Below are 20314 nucleotides of genomic sequence, written 5' to 3'. Positions count from 1 at the left end.
AAAAACCGTCTCAGATTATTGAGGCGGTTTTTTAATTTATTGCGTAATTCTAATGTCAGAAACAATAATCTTATAACGGTCACAATCTTCAAAACAGATTCCGTTTTCTTTCCAGTAAGGATTTTTCGGTTGCAAAATGGGAACTTTATAAAGTTCAAGATTAGCGACAATCTTTTGAAACTCTTCCAAATATTGCGGATAGAAAACCAGGATGTCATCGTCATCAAATTGAGATTCAGGAATGTTGTTATCTTGGGTGAATTCCAAATGCCACTTCTCATTGTCCTTTCCAAGAAAAACTCCATCATAACCGTTGTGGTCTTTAAAATCTCCAAGAACTTTAAAGTCCAGAACTTTGGTGTAGAAGCCAATCAACTTCTCCAGATTCTGAGTATGTCTTGCGTATCGAAAAATCATTGGATGAAGAAATTAATGAAAATAAAAATCGTCCAGCTTTTCTTCACAAAGCGTTTTAACAACATTGACCCAACTTTGTTCCTCATTCAGACACGGGATATAATCGAATCTCTCGCCCCCGCCGTGCAGGAATAGCTCTTTGCCTTCTTCAGAAATCTCTTCCAAGGTTTCCAGACAATCCGAAACGAAAGCAGGACAAACAATCGCCAGTTTTTTAATGCCTTTTTTGCCAAGACCTTCCAAAGTAGCGTCTGTATAAGGTTCCATCCATTTATCTTTCCCCAATCGTGATTGGAAAGTCACCAATGCTTTCTCTTTCGGAATGCCCAACTTCTCACAAACCAACTCCGTCACCTTATAACATTGGTGCCTGTAACAGAATTTGTGCGAAGGATTGTCTTCTTTCTGACAGCAATTATTCATATTGCAGGTCTTCGTGGGGTCGGTTTTGTAAATATGACGCTCCGGAACACCGTGATAAGAAAACTGCAACAAATCAAAATCCGCAGGCAGTTTTTCTCTGATACTTTCTGCCAAAGAATTGATGTAAATCTCGCGGTCATAAAACGGTTCTACATAATTAATTTTGATATCGGGAAAGAATTTTAGTCGAACTTCCTCTGCTTTGTCAATCACCGTTTCCGTTGTGCTCATTGCGTATTGAGGATAGAGCGGGAACAACGTGATATTTGTAATGCCTTGGTCAACCAATTCCTGAATGCCGGTTTTGATTGATGGCTCTGCATAGCGCATTCCCAGACCAACCGGAACATCCACCAATTCCTGAAGTTTTTCCTGAAGTTTTTTGGAAATCACAATCAAAGGCGAACCTTGGTCCGTCCAAACCGTTTTGTACGCTTCGGCAGATTTTTTCGGTCTGGTTTTCAGAATGATTCCCTGAACCAATAATGCACGGAAAACCCAGCGGTAATCGATGACTTTTTCATCCATCAGGAACTCGTCCAGATAGTCTTTAACATCTTTGACATCCGTCGATTTCGGAGAACCGAGGTTGACCAGGAGAATTCCTTTTTTGTTGCTATTTTCCAAAATGAGTTTTTAATAATTTTTAAAAATATTTAATTCTCGCAGATTTTCCCGATATAGCCGATATTAAATCTTACTTTAAAAATCTGCAAAATTCGCTAAATCTGCGAGAACCTATTTTATCCGTTTACTGCTTCTACATTCTCCACCAATTCCGGGACGAACTGTTTCAGAATGTTCTGGATGCCGTTTTTCAAAGTCGCTGTGGATGACGGGCAACCACTGCAAGCGCCTTGAAGCAACATTCTTGCGGTTTTGTTCTCTTGGTCATATTCGATAAGAGAGATTTTTCCGCCGTCATTTTCTACAGCTGGTGCCACATATTCATTCAGAATATCGCTGATTTTTTGCTCGTCGTTCGTGTATTCTCTGTTGATGATTTTCAAGACGGGATTCTCGTGCGCGTGAGGTTCCAGATTTGAAATTGTTTTTCCAGCCTGAAGAAATTCGGCGATAAAAGAACGAACTTGATTCATGATCTCGTGCCATTCAAATTGGCTGTCTCGAGTTACTGCCACGAAATTGTCGCTCACATAGATTTCTTTCACAAAATCAAAAGCTTCATATAATTCTTTTGCCAAAGGCACTTCGTCCGCTTCTTCACGGGATTTAACTTCAATGAATCCGTCCATTAGCATCTTGCTGGAGATAAATTTCATCACCGCAGGATTGGGCGTCATCTCAGAATAGATTTGGTACATCTCTTTTTTCTTCTGAAGATAGATTCTCGGGTTTGCCAACAATTCGTCTTCGATGATGTTTTTCAGGCTTTCTGCAACATGTTCCCATTCTACAGTATCTTCTTTAGCCACAGCAATAAAATTAGCCGTAATGAAAATTCTGTTCACGAAAGGATAATTGAACAATTCCTGAGCTAACGGGATTTCGGAAATGTCAGAATCTCTGTCCAATTCCAGTGAACCGGGAATCAAAGTGTAGTCCGTCACGAACTTCATCACTTTCTTGTTTTCTGTAGGTTCTATAATGATTTCTCTCATTTTAAGTATATTGAACTACAAAAATATCGTAATTTGGTGGAAGAAAAAAGCGGGCGAATCCCAATGTTGTGTTAAGTTTTGATTATGAGAAGCTTTACGGATTTTCGATTTTTTCTATGAGATTGATTTTTTGTAAAACAGATGACAAAACGGGATTTGGAACACGAATCTGCGCCCCGGCCTTAGTGGAGCTCTTTTTGTAAGCCTTGGGAAAACTCTGGCGCAAAAAAGCGGGAACGGAGGACGGATTAAGGCGCCCAAACTATTATCACTTTAAAAATATTTATCAACTATCATTTATCAATTATAAAAAATATGGCAATTATAAGAGAACTTTTAGGCAAAACGCCTCAACTTGGAGAGAATACTTTTGTGGCAGAAACTGCTGTGATAATCGGCGATGTGATGATGGGAAGCGACTGCAGTATTTGGTACAATGCGGTTTTGAGAGGCGATGTTCATTTCATCAAAATGGGCGATAAAGTGAATGTCCAGGACAATGCGATGATACATTGTACATATCAAAAAAGTCCGACCACTATTGGAAACAATGTGTCGATTGGTCACAACGCGATTGTCCACGGCTGTACGATAAAAGATAATGTTCTGATTGGGATGGGCGCTATTGTAATGGATGACTGCATTGTAGAGAGCAACTCGATTGTGGCGGCAGGCGCTGTGGTAACGGCCAATACACATATCAAAGAAGGTGAAATCTGGGCTGGCGTTCCGGCAAAAAAAGTGAAAGATGTTTCCCAAAACCTGATTACGGGCGAAATTGACAGAATAGCCAATAATTATGTTAAATACTCTAGCTGGTATAAAGAAGACTAAGTTGGTATAAAGATTGAATTTCCCAAGAAAATTAAGGAATGAAAAAGCTTAACTCTTTTTGGGAAGTTCTCAAACAAACCTTCAACGAATGGATGTCTTCTACTGCTGCTAAAGACAGCGCCAGTATGGCTTATAACGCAATATTTTCTCTGCCTGGTCTGATGATTATTGTGATTTGGGTTGCAGGGCATTTCTTTGGCGAAGAAGCTGTGAATGGCGAAATCCGCCGACAACTGCAAGGCATAATGGGTTATGAAGGCGCGAAAAGTATTCAGGATATTATTGCCAGTGCAATGGTTGATAAGCAGAATTTCTGGATGAAGGCTCTTGGAGTCGGAACTTTAGTCTTTGGTGCAACCAGTCTATTTTTTCAAATGCAGAGTACGCTTAACAATCTTTGGGATGTGGAAGCTGCACCGAAAAAAGCCTGGCAGAAATTTATTTTGGATAGAGCCAATTCTCTAGGGATGATTCTCATCATCGCATTCCTTCTTCTGGTAAGTATGCTTTTATCTTCTCTGATTGGACTCGCCAACAATTTGATTACGCAATATTTTGGTCTGGAAACTTATGTGATTATCCAGGCGAGTAATTTTATTCTGGGATTGGCGATTGTAACTGTGTTGTTTGCTTTTATGTTCAAAGTGTTGCCGGATGTGGAAATCAAATGGAAATCGGTTTGGATTGGTGCGATTGTTACGGCATTACTTTTTAATTTAGGTAAGATGGCGATAAGTTTTTATTTTGATTTTTCTAAGCCGACTTCCATTTTTGGCGCAGCCGGAACTGTAATTCTGTTGATGATGTGGATTAATTATTCCTGTCAATTGATATTCTTTGGGGCTGAGTTTACTAAGATTTATGCTTACAGGAAAGGGCACACCATCGTTCCGTCTAAACACGCCAAATGGAGCAAACAAAAATTATACAGAGATTCTGAAGCGCAAAATGTTACGCCGCAGAATCCGGAATCTAATATTTGAAAACAGGATTTCCGTTTTCACATTCGATTTTTTCCGGTGGCAATATCAACATACAGTCTGAAACCAGATTGTATTTTTTATTATATTCTGTTGATTTCTGATTATACAAATTGACTTTTTCCAAAAACTTGGCTTCATCTATTTTAGATGAAAATGCAATATAAAAAACAGGTCCGCCACAAGCTTTCACGCCAAGTCCAACAGATTTCCAATCAGCAGAATTGACGCATTTTTCACTTTTTGCCATTGTCAGAATTTCGGATTTTAAATTCTCCATTTCCTGCGCTTCTTGTTGTGTTAGATTTCCATTTTCCGCACTTTCTTTTGGCCTTTCTGGAAGAGGTTTGGGAAGATTATCTGGATTGATTGTGGATTTACAAGAGAACGAAAGCGTTGCAATAGCTGCTAGTAACAATAGGTTTTTCATAAAATATTTTTAAGTCTGTCATCAAATATAATACCTAGAAATTTAATATGAATAAAAATAAATTGGTATAGATTTAGTTATTAGGTAAAGCCTAATACTATTTGTAACAAATTAACGTTTTAAATGACAAATTATGATGAATTCAAATTAAATGAAAAATACTAACACACATAAAATGAATTGGTTTCAGCATTTTCTGATGATTTGTTCCGGTGGAAATATTCATCTGCTGAAAAAATCATCATCAGAATGGAACAAGTTTGCCGGAATCGGAGGAATTGTTTTGTTCACTGCAATTTTTGCAACATTATCCGCAGGATATGCAATGTTTACTGTTTTCGATAATCTTTGGGCATCAGTAGGATTCGGGATTCTTTGGGGATTAATGATTTTCAATCTGGATAGATATATTGTTTCCTCAATCAAAAAAACAGGAACTTGGTGGAATCAAGTTTTGATGACAATTCCACGTTTGATTTTAGCGACTTTTCTCGGAATCATTATTTCAAAACCTTTGGAACTGAAAATCTTTGAGAAAGAAGTTAACAAACAATTGAATACGATTATTCAAAGAAATAAGAAACAATTGCAGGCAGAAATGAGCGGAAGGATTCTGCAACAATCCGGTCCTTTTGATTTGGAAAAAAAACAAATCCAAAATCAGATTAAAAATTATCAAATCACTTATGATTCCGCTTCTGTAGAATTGGAGAAAGAAATTCTCGGAAAACAATCTGGTTTAACCAGCGGAAAAGTTGGTTACGGAACCAATGCCAAAAGAAAAGCCGAACTGAAAGAACAGAAACGAGCTGACCTTGAAAATTATCAAAAGCAAATGCAACCGAGACTGCAATACTTGGACACCGAAATTTCCAAAGTTTATTCTAACCTTGAAACCGAAAGGAAATCAACTGAAGGGATTGAAGATAAGTTCAATGGTTTTGCAGCGAGATTGCAGGCTTTGGATGAGTTGGGAAAAAATTCGGCAATCATCGCTTTGGCAGCAAGTTTCATTATGGGATTGTTTATTGTTCTGGAAATTTCGCCGGTTTTGATTAAACTAATTTCTTCGGTTGGACCTTATGATTATCTTTTGGAGAAAACTGAGAACGAATTCAAACTTTATTCTAAGGAGAAAATCAGAAAAGGAAACTCGTTGACAGATTATCGAATCGATGATTTTGAAGATGACCTTAAAATCAGAAAAGAAAGAAAACAAAACCAGAATAATACATAAAAAAAGCTTCCAAATTTGGAAGCTTTTTTTATTTTAAATTACCGACAACAAAAGGCTGTTCGGCATCATCATTATAATCTCGCATAAAACCGATTTCTGTGTTTTTTGTAATTACAGATTTTGAAGTTCCTGAAAAACCATCCCCAAAATCGATACTAAAATCGATATAACTCAATCGATTCTTAGTAAATTTCATTTTATTGAATACCAAGATGATGTTTTTATCTTTCAGATTTTTCTGAAGACTCATCAGGTCCTTCCTTGTCATTTCTTTGTTGAAAACGACGGCAATTACTTTCTTGTTCGATGTGAAAGAAAGCATTCCAAAAATAAAAACGGTTAAGAATAATAGTGGGAAAAGTGTGGTCTTCTTCATTGTAAAAACTAAGTTGCAAATTTATTAAGATATTTGATAATCAACACAAAAATTAGGAGCTTTTTTGTTTAAATTATGAAAATATTGAATTTAACCATTGAAAAATAGATGTGTTAAATTAAATTTATTATTTATTGTAAAGATTGGGTCTAAATATTTGTTTTTTAATTATTTATAGTTAAATACTACAAATGGGTATTGTGAATGTAAACGTTAAAATTAGAAATCAATATTAAAAATTAAATGTTTGTTTGTTTTTTTTGAAAAATAATTAATAACTTTGACATCCTAATTTTTAAATTTAATTATTATGAAAAGAATTTTATCTTTTTCTTTAACAGCAGTAATGGCTTTTACTGCTTATTCTCAAAGTTTGTGGAATGATAATTTTGAAACTTATACTGTTGGTAACCTAAATACTCAAGGAGGTTGGGCTAGAGATGGAGGTGGAAATGCAAACTGGACTAAAGTAGCTAATATCGACGCAACTCACGGAAAATCTTTTCAATTAGGCAGTATAGCATCTAATGCAGATGGTGTTTGGCATTATCATGCGACTAATTGGGAAGGGGCTACAAGTGGAAATAACATTTTTGTGGTAGAATATGATTATTACACAGGAACTGATACTGGTGGTTCCGATGCGGCTGCCTATATACAAATATATGATGTCGATGCTGGCTATGCTATGCCAATGATGATTGGATGGGATCCGGGAGAAGGTTATATTTCATTACAGGATGAGATTGCTGGAATAATTATTGCTGATAATGTAACAGCTAACACATGGTACCATATCAAAGCTTCATATGATATGACAACTGGGGAAGTGAAAATAAAAGTAGATAATGGTGATGTTATTACTTATGAAGGAACTCCAGACTTGGTTCCTCAAGAATTAGATGTTTTATTAGCTGGTATTACTACTGCAGGATTTGATAATATTACTGTAAGTGCTACTAATACAGATCCTTTCTTGGCTGTATCTGATGTAACTAAAAAATCGTCTGTAAGTGTTTATCCAAACCCTGCTACGAATGTTGTTAATATCAAGTCTGATAAGAAAGTAGAATCAGTTTCTATTTATGATGTTGCTGGTAAAATTGTAAAAACTACAGCCGAGACTTCTATCAACGTAGAGAATTTAGCTAAAGGTTCTTATATCGTAAACATCAAGTATGTTGATGGTTCTAAAGAATCCACAAAAGTTATCAAGAAGTAATTTCTAAAACTTTAAATAGAATTGAAGAGCTACATTTTTGTAGCTCTTTTTTATGTTGTTAATCTTTATATCATAAAAAAGCTCTGAATTATTAGTTAATAATCATCAGAGCTTTTATTTAATTCGAAAATATTCTATTTTACAAAGAATAATTCGGAGCTTCTTGCGTAATAATTACATCGTGCGGGTGCGATTCTTTCAATCCGCTTCCTGTAATCATAACCAGTTTCGAATCTTTCTGCAACGCTTCGATATCTCTAGCGCCACAATAGCCCATTCCAGCGCGAAGACCTCCAGTCAATTGGAAAATCACATCTTCCAGTTTTCCTTTGTGAGGAACTCTGCCTTCGATGCCTTCGGGAACAAATTTCTTGGCTTCACTTTGGAAATAACGCTCTTTTCCGCCACGTTTCATGGCTGAAAGAGAACCCATTCCCTGATAAGACTTGAATTTTCTTCCCTGGAAAATAATTTCTTCTCCCGGAGCTTCATCAGTTCCAGCTAAAAGAGACCCGAGCATTACTGCGCCTGCACCACTTGCAATGGCTTTTACGATGTCACCAGACAATTTAATTCCACCGTCGGCGATAACAGCTACATTTTTCTTTTTAGCAAATTCATAAACATTATAGATTGCAGAAAGCTGAGGAACTCCAACTCCGGCAACAACTCTCGTTGTACAGATAGAACCTGGCCCAACACCAACTTTTAAGACATTAGCTCCTGCTTTTATCAAATCTTTTGCAGCATCCGCTGTTACGATATTTCCACCAACGATATCCAAATCCGGGAAAGTTTTTCTGATTTCAGAGATTTTATCCAAAACACCTTTCGAATGTCCGTGAGCAGAGTCGATGGCAACAATATCAACGCCAGCTTTTACTAATGCTGTAATTCTTTCAATCGTATCCTCACCAACACCAACACCAGCTCCGACAATCAGTCTTCCGTTTTGGTCTTTGTTGGCATTTGGATATTCTAATTGATTGTCGATATCTTTAATTGTAATCAATCCGACTAATTTGTTTTTCTTGTCAACAATCGGAAGTTTCTCGATTCTGTTTTTTAGCAAAATTTCTTTCGCCTTTTCAAGATTGGTAGTTTTATCGGACGTGATGAGGTTTTCTTTGGTCATAATTTCCTCAACTTTGATTTCAAGATTTTCCTGATATTTCACATCACGATTGGTGATGATTCCGATGAGGTAATTATTTTTATCGACTACAGGAAGTCCAGAGATTTTATAATTCGCCATTAATGCTTTCGCCTCTGCCAAAGTGTGGTCTTTTGACAATGTCACCGGGTCGGCAATCATTCCGTTTTCGGAACGTTTCACGCTGTTGACTTGCGAAGCTTGTTCTGCAATTGGCATATTTTTGTGAATGAAACCCAAGCCGCCAACTCTCGCTAGTGCAATTGCCAAATCAGCTTCTGTAACCGTATCCATTGCTGCGGAAACTATCGGAACATTGAGCGAAATTTTGTCTGTAAGTCTTGATTTTAGGGAAACCTGATTAGGTAAAACTTCTGAATAAGAAGGGACTAGAAGAACGTCATCGAAAGTGATGGCTGTCTCTACAATTTTGTTATGAATAGACATCTTTACTTTCTTTGCAAAATTAAGCTATTTTTATTGAATTTGAAAATATCGTAATTTATTTGATAAATAATTAATATTCTGAGAAATGATGATTGGATGTCTGATGTCCTAGCCCTGATGGGAACGACATCCTTTTGCAAAAATAGCTTTGGACTTGGATGGATTTTGCAAAAGATATAGTGGACAGCAGGTTCCTGGCTCCTAAAAATTCTAGAATCGACTGAGGATTCCCCAATGAATTTTTATTTCGTTAAATTTAAACGGATTGCCAAACTCATTTCCGTTGGAGATTTGGAAACTCATCAGACCGACAGGAAGGAAAAAATTGAAACCCAAACCTAAACTGTAGAGTTTTGGCGTGATTCCCAGCGCTTTGTTGGACATTTGACCATATTGTGCAAAAAGGTCGAAGAAGGCTTGGTCGTTCACGAGATAACGATATTCGGCTCCAGCAAATGCGTAAAAATCGCTTACAAGACTCTGTTCATTGAAGCCTCGAAGCGAGTTCCAGCCTCCAAACCGAAAAAGTTCGTTTGTCGATAATTCGTTTTTAGAACTGAGCAAAGCCGATTCTCCTTTGATATTGAGAAAGTGATTTCCGGACAAATTGAAGTTGTGTTCTGCAAAAAGAAAATACCGGATTTGGTCAAACTTTTCCTGCGTGTCGTCGTAAGTTGTTTTGAGGAAATCAGCTTCAACACGTATGTTGCTTTTGTTGATGAACAGTGGAATGTCGCTCCCTTCCTGATATTGATAATAAACACCAATCCCTTTTTTGCTATAATCGCGACCGCTTGTGTAAAGTGAATCCAGAATCGCAGAAGATTCGAAAGTCCCTTTGAGACCGAGTTTTTGTTTTGGCGAAAGATGATAATAAACCGCGGGCAAAAATTTGACATTCGCAAAAGTGGAATCCTGGCGGAAAATATTGACGTTCACGTTCAGTCCAACATTGCTTCCAAACGTGTAAGGAATGTCCGTCTGCAAATCAAAAGTTTGTCCTTTGTCGGGATTTCTCTGCCAATAGATGCCAATGCTTTCGAAGCTGTTGAACATATTTTTCATCTGGACATTCAGAGTTCCGTTGACGGTAAATTTCTCGGTTTTATCGTTTCCGAAACCAATCATTCCGTCGAAAGTGTTGGTTTTTCGTTTTTGAGTAAAGAGAAAAACTTGGGTAGAATCTTTGGTAAACAAAGTCTGAGGCGGTTTTTCCAACGATACAAACTGATGATTTTGCAGAGATTGATTCATTAAAACCAAATTCTTGTCATCGTAGTTTTTACCGAGATATTGTTTGTTGAGGTTTTTAACGAATTGTTTCGGTAAACGCGTGTAACCTTTGAAAACAATGCCATCAATTTTCCGTTGCGAAGCCGGAACGACTGAGATTTTGACCGACGGAATTCCGTTTTCCATTTTCTGGAATTTGGTTTTCACACGGTTGAAAGCAAAACCCTTGTCCCGATATTTTTGATTGATATTTTTCTTGAGCGAATCTAAGTTTTTGGTGTAAATCTCATTCTTCTGAAACTTCAAATCTGTCATCAAAGAATCTGAAAATTTCACATTCGCTTTGTTGAAATTTGGGCCTTTGTCGTAATAGATCTCTGTCCGATTTTCTATTTTTTTAACGTCTTTCAGTTCTGTGAAGAAGTAAGAATTTTCTGCTAATGAATCCAGAAATTTAACTGCTTTGGCAGAATCGGAAACGATTTTTTTGGTGTTTGTTTCTTTGTCGATGAGCCAATATTCTTTATTCTGCGCGTTGGAGAAAAAAGATATGAATAAAGCTAATATGAATAGAAATCGACTCAATGAATTTTAATCTAATGTTGTGATGAATTGTTTGAGTTGTCAGGCTGAGCGGAGTCGAAGCCCTTTTCAAAATTGTCTGAATGGCTATTATTTTGACAAATCGATAATTCTTTTAATTTCTCCCAATTGTCATTGATTATAGCTTCTTTTTTCTTTCTAGTCCAACCTTTTACTTGTTTTTCGAAAGCAATAGCTTGGTCGATTTCATTAAATTCAGTATAAAAAACCAATTGAACTGGTCTTCTGCTATGCGTGTAGCTTTCAGGATAATGTCCTGATTGATGTTTATTAATTCTAGAATCCAAGTCGCTTGTAACTCCTGTGTAATAAGAGTTATCAGAAAATTTTAATATGTAAACATAATATTGTTTCATCTTGTGGGAAGCACTTCGACTCCGCTCAATGTGACATCGCTAATACTAACTATTTTTTTACTAACTGTCGGGCTGAGTATTTCGACTTCGCTCAATATAAACTTCGACGAAGACTTTAATATTTAAAACCGAGGTTAATCCATTTTATTATACTTCTTCATCAGATTCTCATAAGTATTCTGCGGAAGAATCCATTTCAAAGGAACTCCGATTTTCTGTCCGAATTTACCAAAATAATAATGTGCTTTCCATTTTGATTTCCCTAAAAGTTGGTCAACGTAAACGGCAACATCCAAAGGCTCTGTTCCGTCGCCAACGTGAGAATTCATCAAAGAATAGACTTTTTCGAAGACATTTTTGTAAGGTTCAGAAACCTTGGTTTTGACACGGTTTTCTGCGATATTGGTTTTGATATCACCCAAATGAAGCGAGCAAACTTTGATGTTCCAAGGATAAACTTCGTAACGCATTGCTTCTGTAACCTTGTCCAAAGCCGATTTGGATGCGGAATAGAATCCCCGGAAAGGCAATCCCATTTCTGAACCGATGCTGGAAACGTTGATGATTTTTCCCATTTTCTGCTCACGCATTTTTGGAAGAACTGCTGTCATCATTTGAACAGAACCAATTAGATTAAGATTAAATAATCTCAAAATGTCGTCTTTCGTAGAATCTTCAATTGCACCAACCATTCCCATTCCGGCGTTGTTAATCAAAATATCGATTCTGGTTTCCGTTTTCAAGATTTCAGAAATGGCATTATCGATTTGTTTTTTTTCTGTAATATCAGTCGGAATAGACACGAAATATTCAGAGCTCACGACCTTTCGGCTCAATCCGTAAACTTTGTTTCTTTTTTTTCCGAAATATTCTGCCAGTGCGAATCCAATTCCGGATGAAGCGCCTGTGATGATGATAGTTTTTGACATTTAGTAATTAAATGATTTTGTTGAATTAGGGATTTTGATTTCATTTTTGCCAATCCTGAAATCGTTCATTTTGATGAGTTTAGGGAATTTTTGCGTAAATTCTTTGTAATAGTTTTCAGGAATTTTCCTGTCAGAATCGTCGTCACAATCCGAATATTGATTGTCAATAATCACTTTCCCAGTTGAGAAATTAACCTCATTTTTGAAATTAAATTCACAGGTGTCATCAAAACAAATGGATGCTCCAATTAGATAAAAATCGCCGTTCTGAAACCGAAAAGTGTATTTTGCTGTATCTGAATGGCGGGAATTGTTGTAATAGGACTGAAGGATATTCAGACTATTGTTTTTAATATTTACTTCTAACTTATTTTCAGTGGGATAAAATCCTTCTTTACTGTCAAAAATTATTGTTGAATTCTCTTTCCAAATCTTCGATTTTCCATTGACATCTTTAAGAATATAAAGTTTCCTGCCCGATACTTCTTCTCTTGGAGTAATATTAAAAATCATTACAATTTCATCTTTTCCATCTTTATCGAGGTCGCCTTTAGTTTCAAGGATTTTCTCGTAAGTTTTTGGAACTACGAAATCTTTCAATTCCTGAGATTGGAGAATTGAACAATATATTAAGGTTAAAAATGAAAAGATGTTTTTCATTTAATTTGATTTAGTAACCTCAGCAAAATCCTCCCAAAACTCAGGATAAGATTTCTCCACAACATCTTCATTTTCGATATTCAGTTCCTTAACCAAAGCAAACGGGGCAAAAGCCATCGCCATTCTGTGGTCGTTGTAAGTCGCGATCGAAATGTTTTCTTGAGGTTCTATGAATTCGCAAGATTCTATTTTCTCGACCGTGATATGAGTTTTTCCGCCGATTTTCAATAATTCATTTTGAAGCGCTACCAAACGGTCGGTTTCTTTCACTTTCAAAGTGTGAAGTCCTGTGATGACGAAAGGGATTTTCAACGCTGTTGCCGTCACACAAAGCGTTTGTGCGATGTCAGGACAATCGTTCATATCAATCGTAATCAATTCCGGATATTCGAAAGCGGGCTCTGGCAAAAGCGAAATCGAGTTTTCTGCATAATCCGAAACCGTGTTGATTCCGAAATATTTCCAGTAGATTTCCTTAATCACGCTGTCGCCTTGCAAAGACAAAGTATGATAACTTTTCAAGGTGATTGATTTTCTGCCAATCGCGCATAAAGAATAAAAATAAGATGCTGACGACCAGTCGCTTTCTACTTCGTAATGTTCGGTCCTGATATGGTTTTTATGTGAAACGATTTCGATTCTGTTTTCTGCAAAATGAGACTTGATTCCGATTTCGTTCAGGATTTTCAAAGTCATTTCGAGATAAGGTCTTGAGGTGATTTCGCCTTCCAATTCCAACGTCAGTCCGTTTTCCAATTTTCCTCCGATTAAAATTAATGAAGTCAAAAACTGGCTGGAAACGTTGGCTGAGATTTTAACTAAATTGTTTTCAATCTTTTTGCCGATGATTTGCAACGGCGGAAAACCTTCTTTCTCAAGATAAATAATGTCTGCACCAAGCGACTGAAGTGCATCTACCAAAGGTTTGATGGGACGGTTTTTCATTCGGTCAGAACCTGTCAAAATGGTTTTTCTGCCTTCAAAAATGGAATAATAAGAAGTCAAAAATCGCATCGCAGTTCCAGCGTGGTGGATATCAATGGTTTCTGAATCAGATTCCAAAGCTTTTTTTAGCAAAGTTGTGTCCTGAGAATTGGAAAGATTGAGCATATCAATGTTCCCAAACAATTTCCCTAAAATCAAAAGACGGTTCGAAATACTTTTCGAACCGGTGATTTGGATATTTTTTCCGTCTATAAGTTCAGACTTTTTTATAATCATTTCTATGTATTGATGTAAGAAGTATTAATGTATTAATGATTTGATTCAACTCGTGAATACATTTTACATTAATACGTTTTACAAATTATTTTAATTTTTCATTATTCTGATGTCGGTCTTTGTCTCTATCAGTTTTGATTTTCATTTTTTTATCGAATGCGGATTGCAAGTCTGTTCCGGTTTGATTGGCTAAGCAAAGCGTTACAAAAAGAACATCGGCCAATTCTTCGCCCAAATCTTTGGATTTATCGGATTCTTTTTCAGATTGTTCGCCGTATCTTCTGGCGATGATTCTGGCAACTTCGCCAACTTCTTCAGTGAGCATTGCCATATTCGTCAGCTCATTGAAATAGCGAACGCCAATGGTTTTTATCCATTCATCAACCTGAGTTTGGAGACTTGTAATTTCCATTATTGATAAGCTCCTAAAGTTGCAGGATAAGTTCTTGTATTTCCGGTAATATCTTGAGCTGTGATCCCTCCAAGATTAGTTCCTTTTCCTCTTGCTTTCGAATCTGCTTTAACTCTCAAATTCATTTTCTGCGTGAAATAATTCTGGAACTTCGGATCTTCGTTTTTGATAATGTTATCGCCAATCGGAGTGAATGCTGAGCTAGAACTTAATTTCAATAATGTATTATCAAAGCGAGCACTAACTGCTGTTCCAGCAGAATTGTTACTAAAAGAAACCAAATCCAATGTATCTCCATAAATAATGGAATTCTTGACAGCCAAAGTTACCAATCCAGATTCTAAAATGCCTTCTTCATTTTCCCAAGTGTTGCTAGCGAAAATTCCAACTGCAGACATTGATGAATTGAGATTCCAATAATTCGCCAAAGTCGAATAATTGACATTGTAAGTTCCGCTTCCTGCAACTGCCAAATCAGCTTCGCCACAGTTGTTCATCACCACATTGTTCATTGTCAATTTTGAATGAATACCATAAATTCCGGCATTTTGGAAAGTATGGAAAATCGAATTATTAATGATTGCGTTGTTATTATTTTTCAATTGAAGTCCTACGTTTCCTCCAAAAACTCTGGCATGATTCATATTAAGAACTGTCGCTTCATCCATTTTGATTCCGTTCCAGTTGGCTGGCAAAGTATCATATTTGGTGTCACTTCTGTCGCCTCGGAAAATTACTTCTTCGCCCAAAGCACCTTTCACATCAAGAACCGAATTTTTCGCAAAATTCATCCCGCTGTTCTTTCGGAAATAGACTTTCGTTCCTTGCTCCATTGTTAGAGTTTTACCTTCAGCAATAGTCAAATCTCCAAAAATCACTTTCACTTTATCTTTGGTCCAAGTTGTATTTTCTGAAATGATATTAGGATTTGAATCTGTTTTAATAAAATATTCTGCATCCTGAACAACCGAGAAAAGTGTTACTTTCTGTTCGCCGGCTGGCGTTCTGAAAACCACTTGAGCTTCTGCAATAGATTCGGGAACTGTCGTAGTAGGTGCAATTTCCACGAAAACATAAAGACTATCTTTTCTTCTCAGTGCAACCCGGTCAAAACTAGTGCCTACTTTCCCATCAACATTTATTTTATAAAGAGATGCATTGACACCTTCCAGCTTGATTTCTGGGATTAGAATATCTTTATCTTCATTATTATAAACCTTCACGGCATAAGTTTCTGAACGCATCTGATTGTAAACTGTATCACAAAAAACTGTATCGGTAGAGAATCTCAAAAGTTGAGTTGGGGAATCAAAAGAAATATCATCGCGATTACAACCTGCCAAAAGCAAAAGTGACCAAAATGCAATTCCAAAAAGTATTTTAATTTTCATTTATCTTGTTTAATCTTCAAAACTACAAAATTTAAATTTTTATTTTGTAAAAGCTCAAATTTTCTTAAATAAATTTAACACCCATAAAAACTAACTAACATTTGTTAGTTTAATAAAAAAGTGTATTTTTGAATAAATCACATTCAATTATCAAAACTGAGAATAATAAATTGAATGTCAAATGTTTAAATATGGAAATGACCAAAAGACATTTTTTAAACAAAGAAATTAGCCTGACTGATTTACTGAAATCTGCTTATCGTTTGATGTTTACGGCCAAAACGATGAGCGATTTGTTTGAACAAGAAAAAAAAATCACATCGAAATACGTTCACGCCACATCCCGCGGACACGAGGCGATTCAGCTCGCGTTGGGAATGCAATTGTTGTCACAGGATTTCGTGAGTCCTTATTATAGAGACGACTCGATTTTATTGGGTGTTGGACTTACGCCTTATGAATTGACACTTCAGCTTTTAGCAAAACGCGACGACCCGTTTTCTGGTGGAAGAACATACTATTCACACCCAAGTTTGCGACGAGACGATTTCCCGAAAATGATTCACCAAAGCTCCGGAACAGGAATGCAAGCCATCCCAACCACTGGAATTGCAATGGGAATAAAATACAAAGAAGAAACAGGAATCGCCGAAAACTTTACCGAAAAACCAATCGCAGTTTGTTCACTCGGCGACGCCAGTTGCACAGAAGGCGAAGTTTCCGAAGCATTTCAAATGGCTGCCTTGAAACAATTGCCGATTCTCTATCTGGTTCAGGACAATGAATGGGATATTTCCGCCAGTGCAGACGAAATCCGAGCGCAAGACATCACAAAATATATGCAGGGTTTTAACGGCATCGAAACCAGAACCATCGACGGAACTGATTTTATTAAATCTTACGAAACCGTCAAAGAATGCATCAAAATCATTCGGGAAGAACGCAGACCGATGTTGATTCACGCTAAAGTTCCTTTGCTCAATCACCACACTTCTGGCGTACGAAAAGAATGGTATCGCGATGATTTGGAAGAATGTGCGAAGAATGACCCATTAATCAAATTAAGAAATACACTTTCAGAATTCAGCATCGAAGATTCTGAAATTGAAACCATAGAAAAAGAAGTTGCAGAAATCGTAAGAAATGATTTTGAAAATGCTGTTTTAGCAGAAGACCCAAAACCGGAAGATACGTACAAACACGATTTCGCACCAACGCCAATCACCGAAGAAAGAGGAGAACGTTCTCCAAATGGAAAAATTCCAACGGTAATGGTAGATTGCGCATTGTTTGCCATCAGAGAATTGATGACAAAACATCCGGAAGCCTTATTATATGGACAAGATGTCGGATTGAGATTGGGAGGCGTTTTCCGTGAGGCAATTACCTTGGCTGGTCAATTTGGAGAGAAACGCGTTTTCAATACACCAATTCAGGAAGCGTTTATCGTTGGTTCCACAGTCGGAATGAGCGCCGTTGGTTTGAAGCCGATTGTCGAAGTGCAGTTCGCAGATTACATTTGGCCAGGCTTGAATCAGTTGTTTACCGAAGTTTCCAGAAGTTATTATCTGTCTAATGGAAAATGGCCGGTTTCAATGATTCTGCGTGTTCCGATTGGCGCATACGGAAGTGGTGGACCGTATCATTCGAGTTCTGTGGAAAGTGTTTTGTGCAATATTAAAGGAATCAAAATCGCTTATCCATCAACAGGTGCAGATTTAAAAGGTTTGATGAAAGCTGCTTTCTACGACCCAAATCCAGTTGTGATGTTAGAACATAAAGGATTATATTGGACAAAAATCGAAGGCACAGAAACTGCAAAAACTATAGAGCCAGACGAAGATTACATTATTCCGTTTGGAAAAGCTAGAGAAGTTTTACTTTGTGAAAATCAGCAGGATAAGCCAACTTTAACCATCATTACTTATGGAATGGGCGTTTATTGGGCTTCGAATGCAGCGAAAAAGTTTGATAATCAGATTGAAATCATCGATTTAAGAACACTCGCACCTTTGGATGAGAACCGGGTTTTCGAAAGTGTAAAAAAACATAACCGTTGCATCGTTTTGACCGAAGAACCTGTGAATAATAGTTTCGCTCAAAGTCTGGCAGCGAGAATCAGTGACAATTGTTTCAGACATCTCGACGCTCCGGTAAAAGTGGTTGGTGCAAAAGATTTGCCTGCAATTCCTATCAATTCCGAATTGGAAAAGGAGATGTTGCCAAACACACAGAAATTAATTAAAGAAATAGAACAACTGTTGAAATACTAAGCTCCGTAGGAGCGAAATGTTTGTAGCAAAACGATTTTTATTTTTAAAGGAACTCCGTAGGAGTGACACATTATGATACAGGAATTAATAATTAATAAGAAAAACAAAATCAATAAAAAAGAATTGATTTTGTCCGAAGCCGCAATGCTTTTCAAAGAAAAAGGTTTTGGCGGAACCAGTATGCGTGACTTGGCGGAGAAAGTAGGAATGGAAGCCGCAAGTATGTACAATCACATCAAATCCAAAGACGAAATCCTGGAATTGATTTGTTTTAAAATTGCCAACCAATATATTTCCCAGCTTCAGGAAATAGAAAATACCAACCAAAGCTTTCAGGAAAAACTGAATGCCATCATTGGACTTCACGTTCAACTGATTATAGAAGATGCAGCATCGGTTTCAGTAGCGAACAACGATTGGAAATATTTGTCTAATGATAAGAAAGAACAATACAAAGAAACCAGAAAGTCCTACGAAAAAAGCTTTGCCAACATCATAGAACAGGGAATGGAAAGCGGAGAATTCAAAAAAATGAATGTTTCTGTTGCTCTTTTCACGATGTTGTCTTCAATCCGATGGATAGAATTATGGTACAAACCAAGCCGAAAAATCACACCACAGCAACTGGAAGATGATCTGAAAACTTTGCTAATGAATGGTTTAAATAATTAAATTCAAATCTTAGCTAAGCGTAAGCGGCTTTGCGGACTTAAAAACATATAGTTAATCAAAAAAAACTTTGCGCACTTTGCGTTTAAAAATAAATGTCAGTAGTTTTTCATCCTTTAAAAGTAAAAAAAGTCAAGAAAGAAACGCAGGATTGTGTTTCCGTGAGTTTTGATGTTCCTGCAGAATTGGCAGAACAGTTCAAATTCACGCAAGGACAATATTTGACATTCAAACAAATGAATGGCGAGCAGGAACTTCGTCGTTCCTATTCGATTTGCGCCAGTCCGCACGAAAACGAATTGAAAGTCGCTGTCAAAAAAGTTCCCGAAGGTCTGTTTTCTTCTTTTATGAATGAAAACCTGAAAGAAGGCGACGTTCTGGAAGTGATGCCTCCAATGGGAAAATTCTACACAGAACTGAATCCCGAAAATAAGAAAACATACGTTGCTTTTGCAGCAGGAAGTGGAATCACACCTATAATTTCCATTATCAAATCGGTTTTGAAAAGCGAGCCTCAAAGCCAATTTATCCTAATTTATGGCAATAAAAACAAAGGAACCATCATTTTCAAAGAAGAAATCGAAGTTTTGAAAAACCTTTTTATGGAACGATTGAGCATTTATCATATCCTCAGTCGCGAGGTTGCAGACGCCGATTTATTGAGTGGCAGAATCAATTCTGAGAAAGCAAAATCATTCCTCAACAAAATCATTCCGGCAGAGAAAATAGATGAGGTTTTTCTTTGCGGACCGGAAGAAATGATTCTGAGCGTTAGAGATACTTTAATCCAATCAGGCGTTGAAGCTAAGAAAATTCATTTCGAATTATTCTTCAGTGCGGCTTCCGCGGAAAAGAAAAAGGAACACGAGTTAGCAATCAATCAATCCGATGATGATTTTAGCAAAGTCACAGTGAAATTGGATGCAACAGCTTTGAAGTTGGATTTAGCTTATCACGGACCAACGATTTTGGATGCAGCTTTACAAAACGGAGCCGATTTACCTTACGCTTGCAAAGGCGGAGTTTGTGCGACGTGTAAATGCAAATTAGAGAAAGGTGAAGTAGAAATGGACATCAATTATTCTCTCGAACCAGACGAGATTGCAGCAGGATTTATCTTGTCTTGCCAAGCACATCCGAGGTCGGAGGAAGTGGTTGTTAATTTTGATATTAAATAAAATAATAATTATGGCAGCTATTTCCGCCTGTAGTTTATCCTGAGCGAAGTCGAAGGGCTACCAATCTTTTTTGCAGAAGATTTCAGTTTCAATAGAACTCGAAGTACACGCAAAAAAGGATTTCCGCTCAAGTCGGGCTGCAAAATTGGTGTAAAACAAGTAAGGCTATAAACAAAAGTTTGTCATTCCGTAGGAATCTCGCTAGTTTAGATTCTTACGGAATGACAAAGATAATTTAGAATTAGTCT

The 20314-nt window shown here is 37.0% G+C and carries 20 protein-coding genes; 7 read left to right on the top strand and 13 right to left on the bottom strand.

What is annotated here, in order from left to right; all coding sequences use genetic code 11:
* Nucleotides 1–36: 36 nt before the first annotated feature.
* The 3 genes from RTX21_RS17205 to RTX21_RS17195 form a co-directional block, all read right to left on the bottom strand.
* Nucleotides 37–417, bottom strand: a complete 381-nt coding sequence (locus RTX21_RS17205; RefSeq protein WP_312769660.1) for a VOC family protein — start codon at nucleotides 415–417, stop codon at nucleotides 37–39.
* A gap of 12 nt (nucleotides 418–429) precedes the next feature.
* On the bottom strand, nucleotides 430–1467 hold the full coding sequence (hemH, locus tag RTX21_RS17200) for a ferrochelatase (protein WP_312769658.1): 1038 nt from the start codon (nucleotides 1465–1467) through the stop codon (nucleotides 430–432).
* A 116-nt stretch (nucleotides 1468–1583) separates the two neighbouring features.
* Entirely contained in the window at nucleotides 1584–2462 is an 879-nt protein-coding gene (locus tag RTX21_RS17195; RefSeq protein WP_312769656.1) for a NifU family protein, read from the bottom strand.
* A gap of 315 nt (nucleotides 2463–2777) precedes the next feature.
* Between RTX21_RS17195 and RTX21_RS17190 the strand changes: the two genes are divergently transcribed.
* Entirely contained in the window at nucleotides 2778–3296 is a 519-nt protein-coding gene (locus tag RTX21_RS17190) for a gamma carbonic anhydrase family protein (RefSeq protein WP_312769654.1), read from the top strand.
* Nucleotides 3297–3334: 38 nt separating this feature from the next.
* A complete protein-coding gene (locus RTX21_RS17185) occupies nucleotides 3335–4279 on the top strand; it encodes a YihY/virulence factor BrkB family protein (protein ID WP_312769651.1) in 945 nt (314 codons plus the stop codon).
* Here RTX21_RS17185 and RTX21_RS17180 read toward each other — a convergent pair.
* Nucleotides 4269–4706 carry a hypothetical protein gene (locus RTX21_RS17180; RefSeq protein WP_312769648.1) on the bottom strand — a complete coding sequence of 146 codons (438 nt, stop codon included), beginning with the start codon at nucleotides 4704–4706 and terminating at the stop codon, nucleotides 4269–4271. The genes RTX21_RS17185 and RTX21_RS17180 overlap by 11 nt on opposite strands.
* Nucleotides 4707–4857: 151 nt before the next feature.
* On the opposite strand from RTX21_RS17180, the gene RTX21_RS17175 reads away from it, so the two are divergent.
* On the top strand, nucleotides 4858–5943 hold the full coding sequence (locus RTX21_RS17175) for a DUF4407 domain-containing protein (RefSeq protein WP_312769645.1): 1086 nt from the start codon (nucleotides 4858–4860) through the stop codon (nucleotides 5941–5943).
* A 28-nt stretch (nucleotides 5944–5971) separates the two neighbouring features.
* Here the strand turns inward: RTX21_RS17175 and RTX21_RS17170 are convergent, their stop codons facing one another.
* A complete protein-coding gene (locus RTX21_RS17170) occupies nucleotides 5972–6319 on the bottom strand; it encodes a hypothetical protein (protein ID WP_312769640.1) in 348 nt (115 codons plus the stop codon).
* 310 nt (nucleotides 6320–6629) lie between these two features.
* Here RTX21_RS17170 and RTX21_RS17165 point away from each other — a divergent pair, with 310 nt between their 5' ends.
* Entirely contained in the window at nucleotides 6630–7541 is a 912-nt protein-coding gene (locus RTX21_RS17165; RefSeq protein ID WP_312769638.1) for a T9SS type A sorting domain-containing protein, read from the top strand.
* 139 nt (nucleotides 7542–7680) lie between these two features.
* Here the strand turns inward: RTX21_RS17165 and guaB are convergent, their stop codons facing one another.
* From guaB to RTX21_RS17125, 8 genes are all read right to left on the bottom strand, one after another.
* Nucleotides 7681–9141, bottom strand: coding sequence for an IMP dehydrogenase (gene guaB, locus RTX21_RS17160; protein WP_312769636.1), 1461 nt, complete (start codon nucleotides 9139–9141; stop codon nucleotides 7681–7683).
* A gap of 210 nt (nucleotides 9142–9351) precedes the next feature.
* Entirely contained in the window at nucleotides 9352–10959 is a 1608-nt protein-coding gene (locus tag RTX21_RS17155) for a hypothetical protein (RefSeq protein WP_312769635.1), read from the bottom strand.
* A gap of 11 nt (nucleotides 10960–10970) precedes the next feature.
* Nucleotides 10971–11333 (bottom strand): GIY-YIG nuclease family protein, encoded by a 363-nt coding sequence (locus RTX21_RS17150; protein ID WP_312769634.1) that lies wholly within the window; start codon nucleotides 11331–11333, stop codon nucleotides 10971–10973.
* A 134-nt stretch (nucleotides 11334–11467) separates the two neighbouring features.
* Complete coding sequence (locus tag RTX21_RS17145) at nucleotides 11468–12262, bottom strand: SDR family NAD(P)-dependent oxidoreductase (RefSeq protein WP_312769632.1); 795 nt, start codon at nucleotides 12260–12262, stop codon at nucleotides 11468–11470.
* The gene (locus RTX21_RS17140) at nucleotides 12263–12922 is read right to left on the bottom strand and encodes a hypothetical protein (RefSeq protein ID WP_312769631.1); all 660 of its coding nucleotides are present in this window, start codon (nucleotides 12920–12922) and stop codon (nucleotides 12263–12265) included. It lies immediately after the preceding gene.
* Nucleotides 12923–14143 carry a 3-phosphoshikimate 1-carboxyvinyltransferase gene (locus tag RTX21_RS17135; protein ID WP_312769629.1) on the bottom strand — a complete coding sequence of 407 codons (1221 nt, stop codon included), beginning with the start codon at nucleotides 14141–14143 and terminating at the stop codon, nucleotides 12923–12925.
* A gap of 85 nt (nucleotides 14144–14228) precedes the next feature.
* Nucleotides 14229–14555, bottom strand: coding sequence for a nucleotide pyrophosphohydrolase (locus RTX21_RS17130; RefSeq protein WP_312769627.1), 327 nt, complete (start codon nucleotides 14553–14555; stop codon nucleotides 14229–14231).
* Nucleotides 14555–15946 (bottom strand): hypothetical protein, encoded by a 1392-nt coding sequence (locus RTX21_RS17125; protein ID WP_312769626.1) that lies wholly within the window; start codon nucleotides 15944–15946, stop codon nucleotides 14555–14557. Before RTX21_RS17125 ends, RTX21_RS17130 begins: the two co-directional genes overlap by 1 nt.
* A 197-nt stretch (nucleotides 15947–16143) precedes the next feature.
* Between RTX21_RS17125 and RTX21_RS17120 the strand changes: the two genes are divergently transcribed.
* The 3 genes from RTX21_RS17120 (at nucleotide 16144) to paaE (ending at nucleotide 20066) form a co-directional block, all read left to right on the top strand.
* Nucleotides 16144–18219 carry a thiamine pyrophosphate-dependent enzyme gene (locus RTX21_RS17120; protein WP_312769624.1) on the top strand — a complete coding sequence of 692 codons (2076 nt, stop codon included), beginning with the start codon at nucleotides 16144–16146 and terminating at the stop codon, nucleotides 18217–18219.
* A gap of 72 nt (nucleotides 18220–18291) precedes the next feature.
* The gene (locus RTX21_RS17115; protein WP_312769623.1) at nucleotides 18292–18891 is read left to right on the top strand and encodes a TetR/AcrR family transcriptional regulator; all 600 of its coding nucleotides are present in this window, start codon (nucleotides 18292–18294) and stop codon (nucleotides 18889–18891) included.
* Nucleotides 18892–18983: 92 nt separating this feature from the next.
* Nucleotides 18984–20066 (top strand): 1,2-phenylacetyl-CoA epoxidase subunit PaaE, encoded by a 1083-nt coding sequence (gene paaE / locus RTX21_RS17110; RefSeq protein WP_312769622.1) that lies wholly within the window; start codon nucleotides 18984–18986, stop codon nucleotides 20064–20066.
* Nucleotides 20067–20314 lie beyond the last annotated feature (248 nt).

The sequence above is a fragment of the Epilithonimonas sp. genome (assembly GCF_032054305.1).
Lineage (GTDB): Bacteria > Bacteroidota > Bacteroidia > Flavobacteriales > Weeksellaceae > Epilithonimonas.
The sequence above is the reverse complement of the archived record's forward strand: the minus strand, read 5'-3'. Positions and strand labels throughout refer to the sequence as shown.

Excerpts from the sequence above, each read along its gene's own strand:
- RTX21_RS17195 (WP_312769656.1), bottom strand. The coding sequence starts at position 2,462 with ATGAGAGAAATCATTATAGAACCTACAGAAAACAAGAAAGTGATGAAG.
- RTX21_RS17130 (WP_312769627.1), bottom strand. The coding sequence starts at position 14,555 with ATGGAAATTACAAGTCTCCAAACTCAGGTTGATGAATGGATAAAAACC.
- RTX21_RS17135 (WP_312769629.1), bottom strand. The coding sequence starts at position 14,143 with ATGATTATAAAAAAGTCTGAACTTATAGACGGAAAAAATATCCAAATC.
- RTX21_RS17125 (WP_312769626.1), bottom strand. The coding sequence starts at position 15,946 with ATGAAAATTAAAATACTTTTTGGAATTGCATTTTGGTCACTTTTGCTT.
- RTX21_RS17175 (WP_312769645.1), top strand. The coding sequence starts at position 4,858 with ATGAAAAATACTAACACACATAAAATGAATTGGTTTCAGCATTTTCTG.
- RTX21_RS17180 (WP_312769648.1), bottom strand. The coding sequence starts at position 4,706 with ATGAAAAACCTATTGTTACTAGCAGCTATTGCAACGCTTTCGTTCTCT.
- RTX21_RS17120 (WP_312769624.1), top strand. The coding sequence starts at position 16,144 with ATGACCAAAAGACATTTTTTAAACAAAGAAATTAGCCTGACTGATTTA.
- RTX21_RS17190 (WP_312769654.1), top strand. The coding sequence starts at position 2,778 with ATGGCAATTATAAGAGAACTTTTAGGCAAAACGCCTCAACTTGGAGAG.
- RTX21_RS17185 (WP_312769651.1), top strand. The coding sequence starts at position 3,335 with ATGAAAAAGCTTAACTCTTTTTGGGAAGTTCTCAAACAAACCTTCAAC.
- paaE (WP_312769622.1), top strand. The coding sequence starts at position 18,984 with ATGTCAGTAGTTTTTCATCCTTTAAAAGTAAAAAAAGTCAAGAAAGAA.
- RTX21_RS17145 (WP_312769632.1), bottom strand. The coding sequence starts at position 12,262 with ATGTCAAAAACTATCATCATCACAGGCGCTTCATCCGGAATTGGATTC.
- RTX21_RS17165 (WP_312769638.1), top strand. The coding sequence starts at position 6,630 with ATGAAAAGAATTTTATCTTTTTCTTTAACAGCAGTAATGGCTTTTACT.
- RTX21_RS17170 (WP_312769640.1), bottom strand. The coding sequence starts at position 6,319 with ATGAAGAAGACCACACTTTTCCCACTATTATTCTTAACCGTTTTTATT.
- RTX21_RS17205 (WP_312769660.1), bottom strand. The coding sequence starts at position 417 with ATGATTTTTCGATACGCAAGACATACTCAGAATCTGGAGAAGTTGATT.
- RTX21_RS17140 (WP_312769631.1), bottom strand. The coding sequence starts at position 12,922 with ATGAAAAACATCTTTTCATTTTTAACCTTAATATATTGTTCAATTCTC.
- RTX21_RS17115 (WP_312769623.1), top strand. The coding sequence starts at position 18,292 with ATGATACAGGAATTAATAATTAATAAGAAAAACAAAATCAATAAAAAA.
- RTX21_RS17150 (WP_312769634.1), bottom strand. The coding sequence starts at position 11,333 with ATGAAACAATATTATGTTTACATATTAAAATTTTCTGATAACTCTTAT.
- guaB (WP_312769636.1), bottom strand. The coding sequence starts at position 9,141 with ATGTCTATTCATAACAAAATTGTAGAGACAGCCATCACTTTCGATGAC.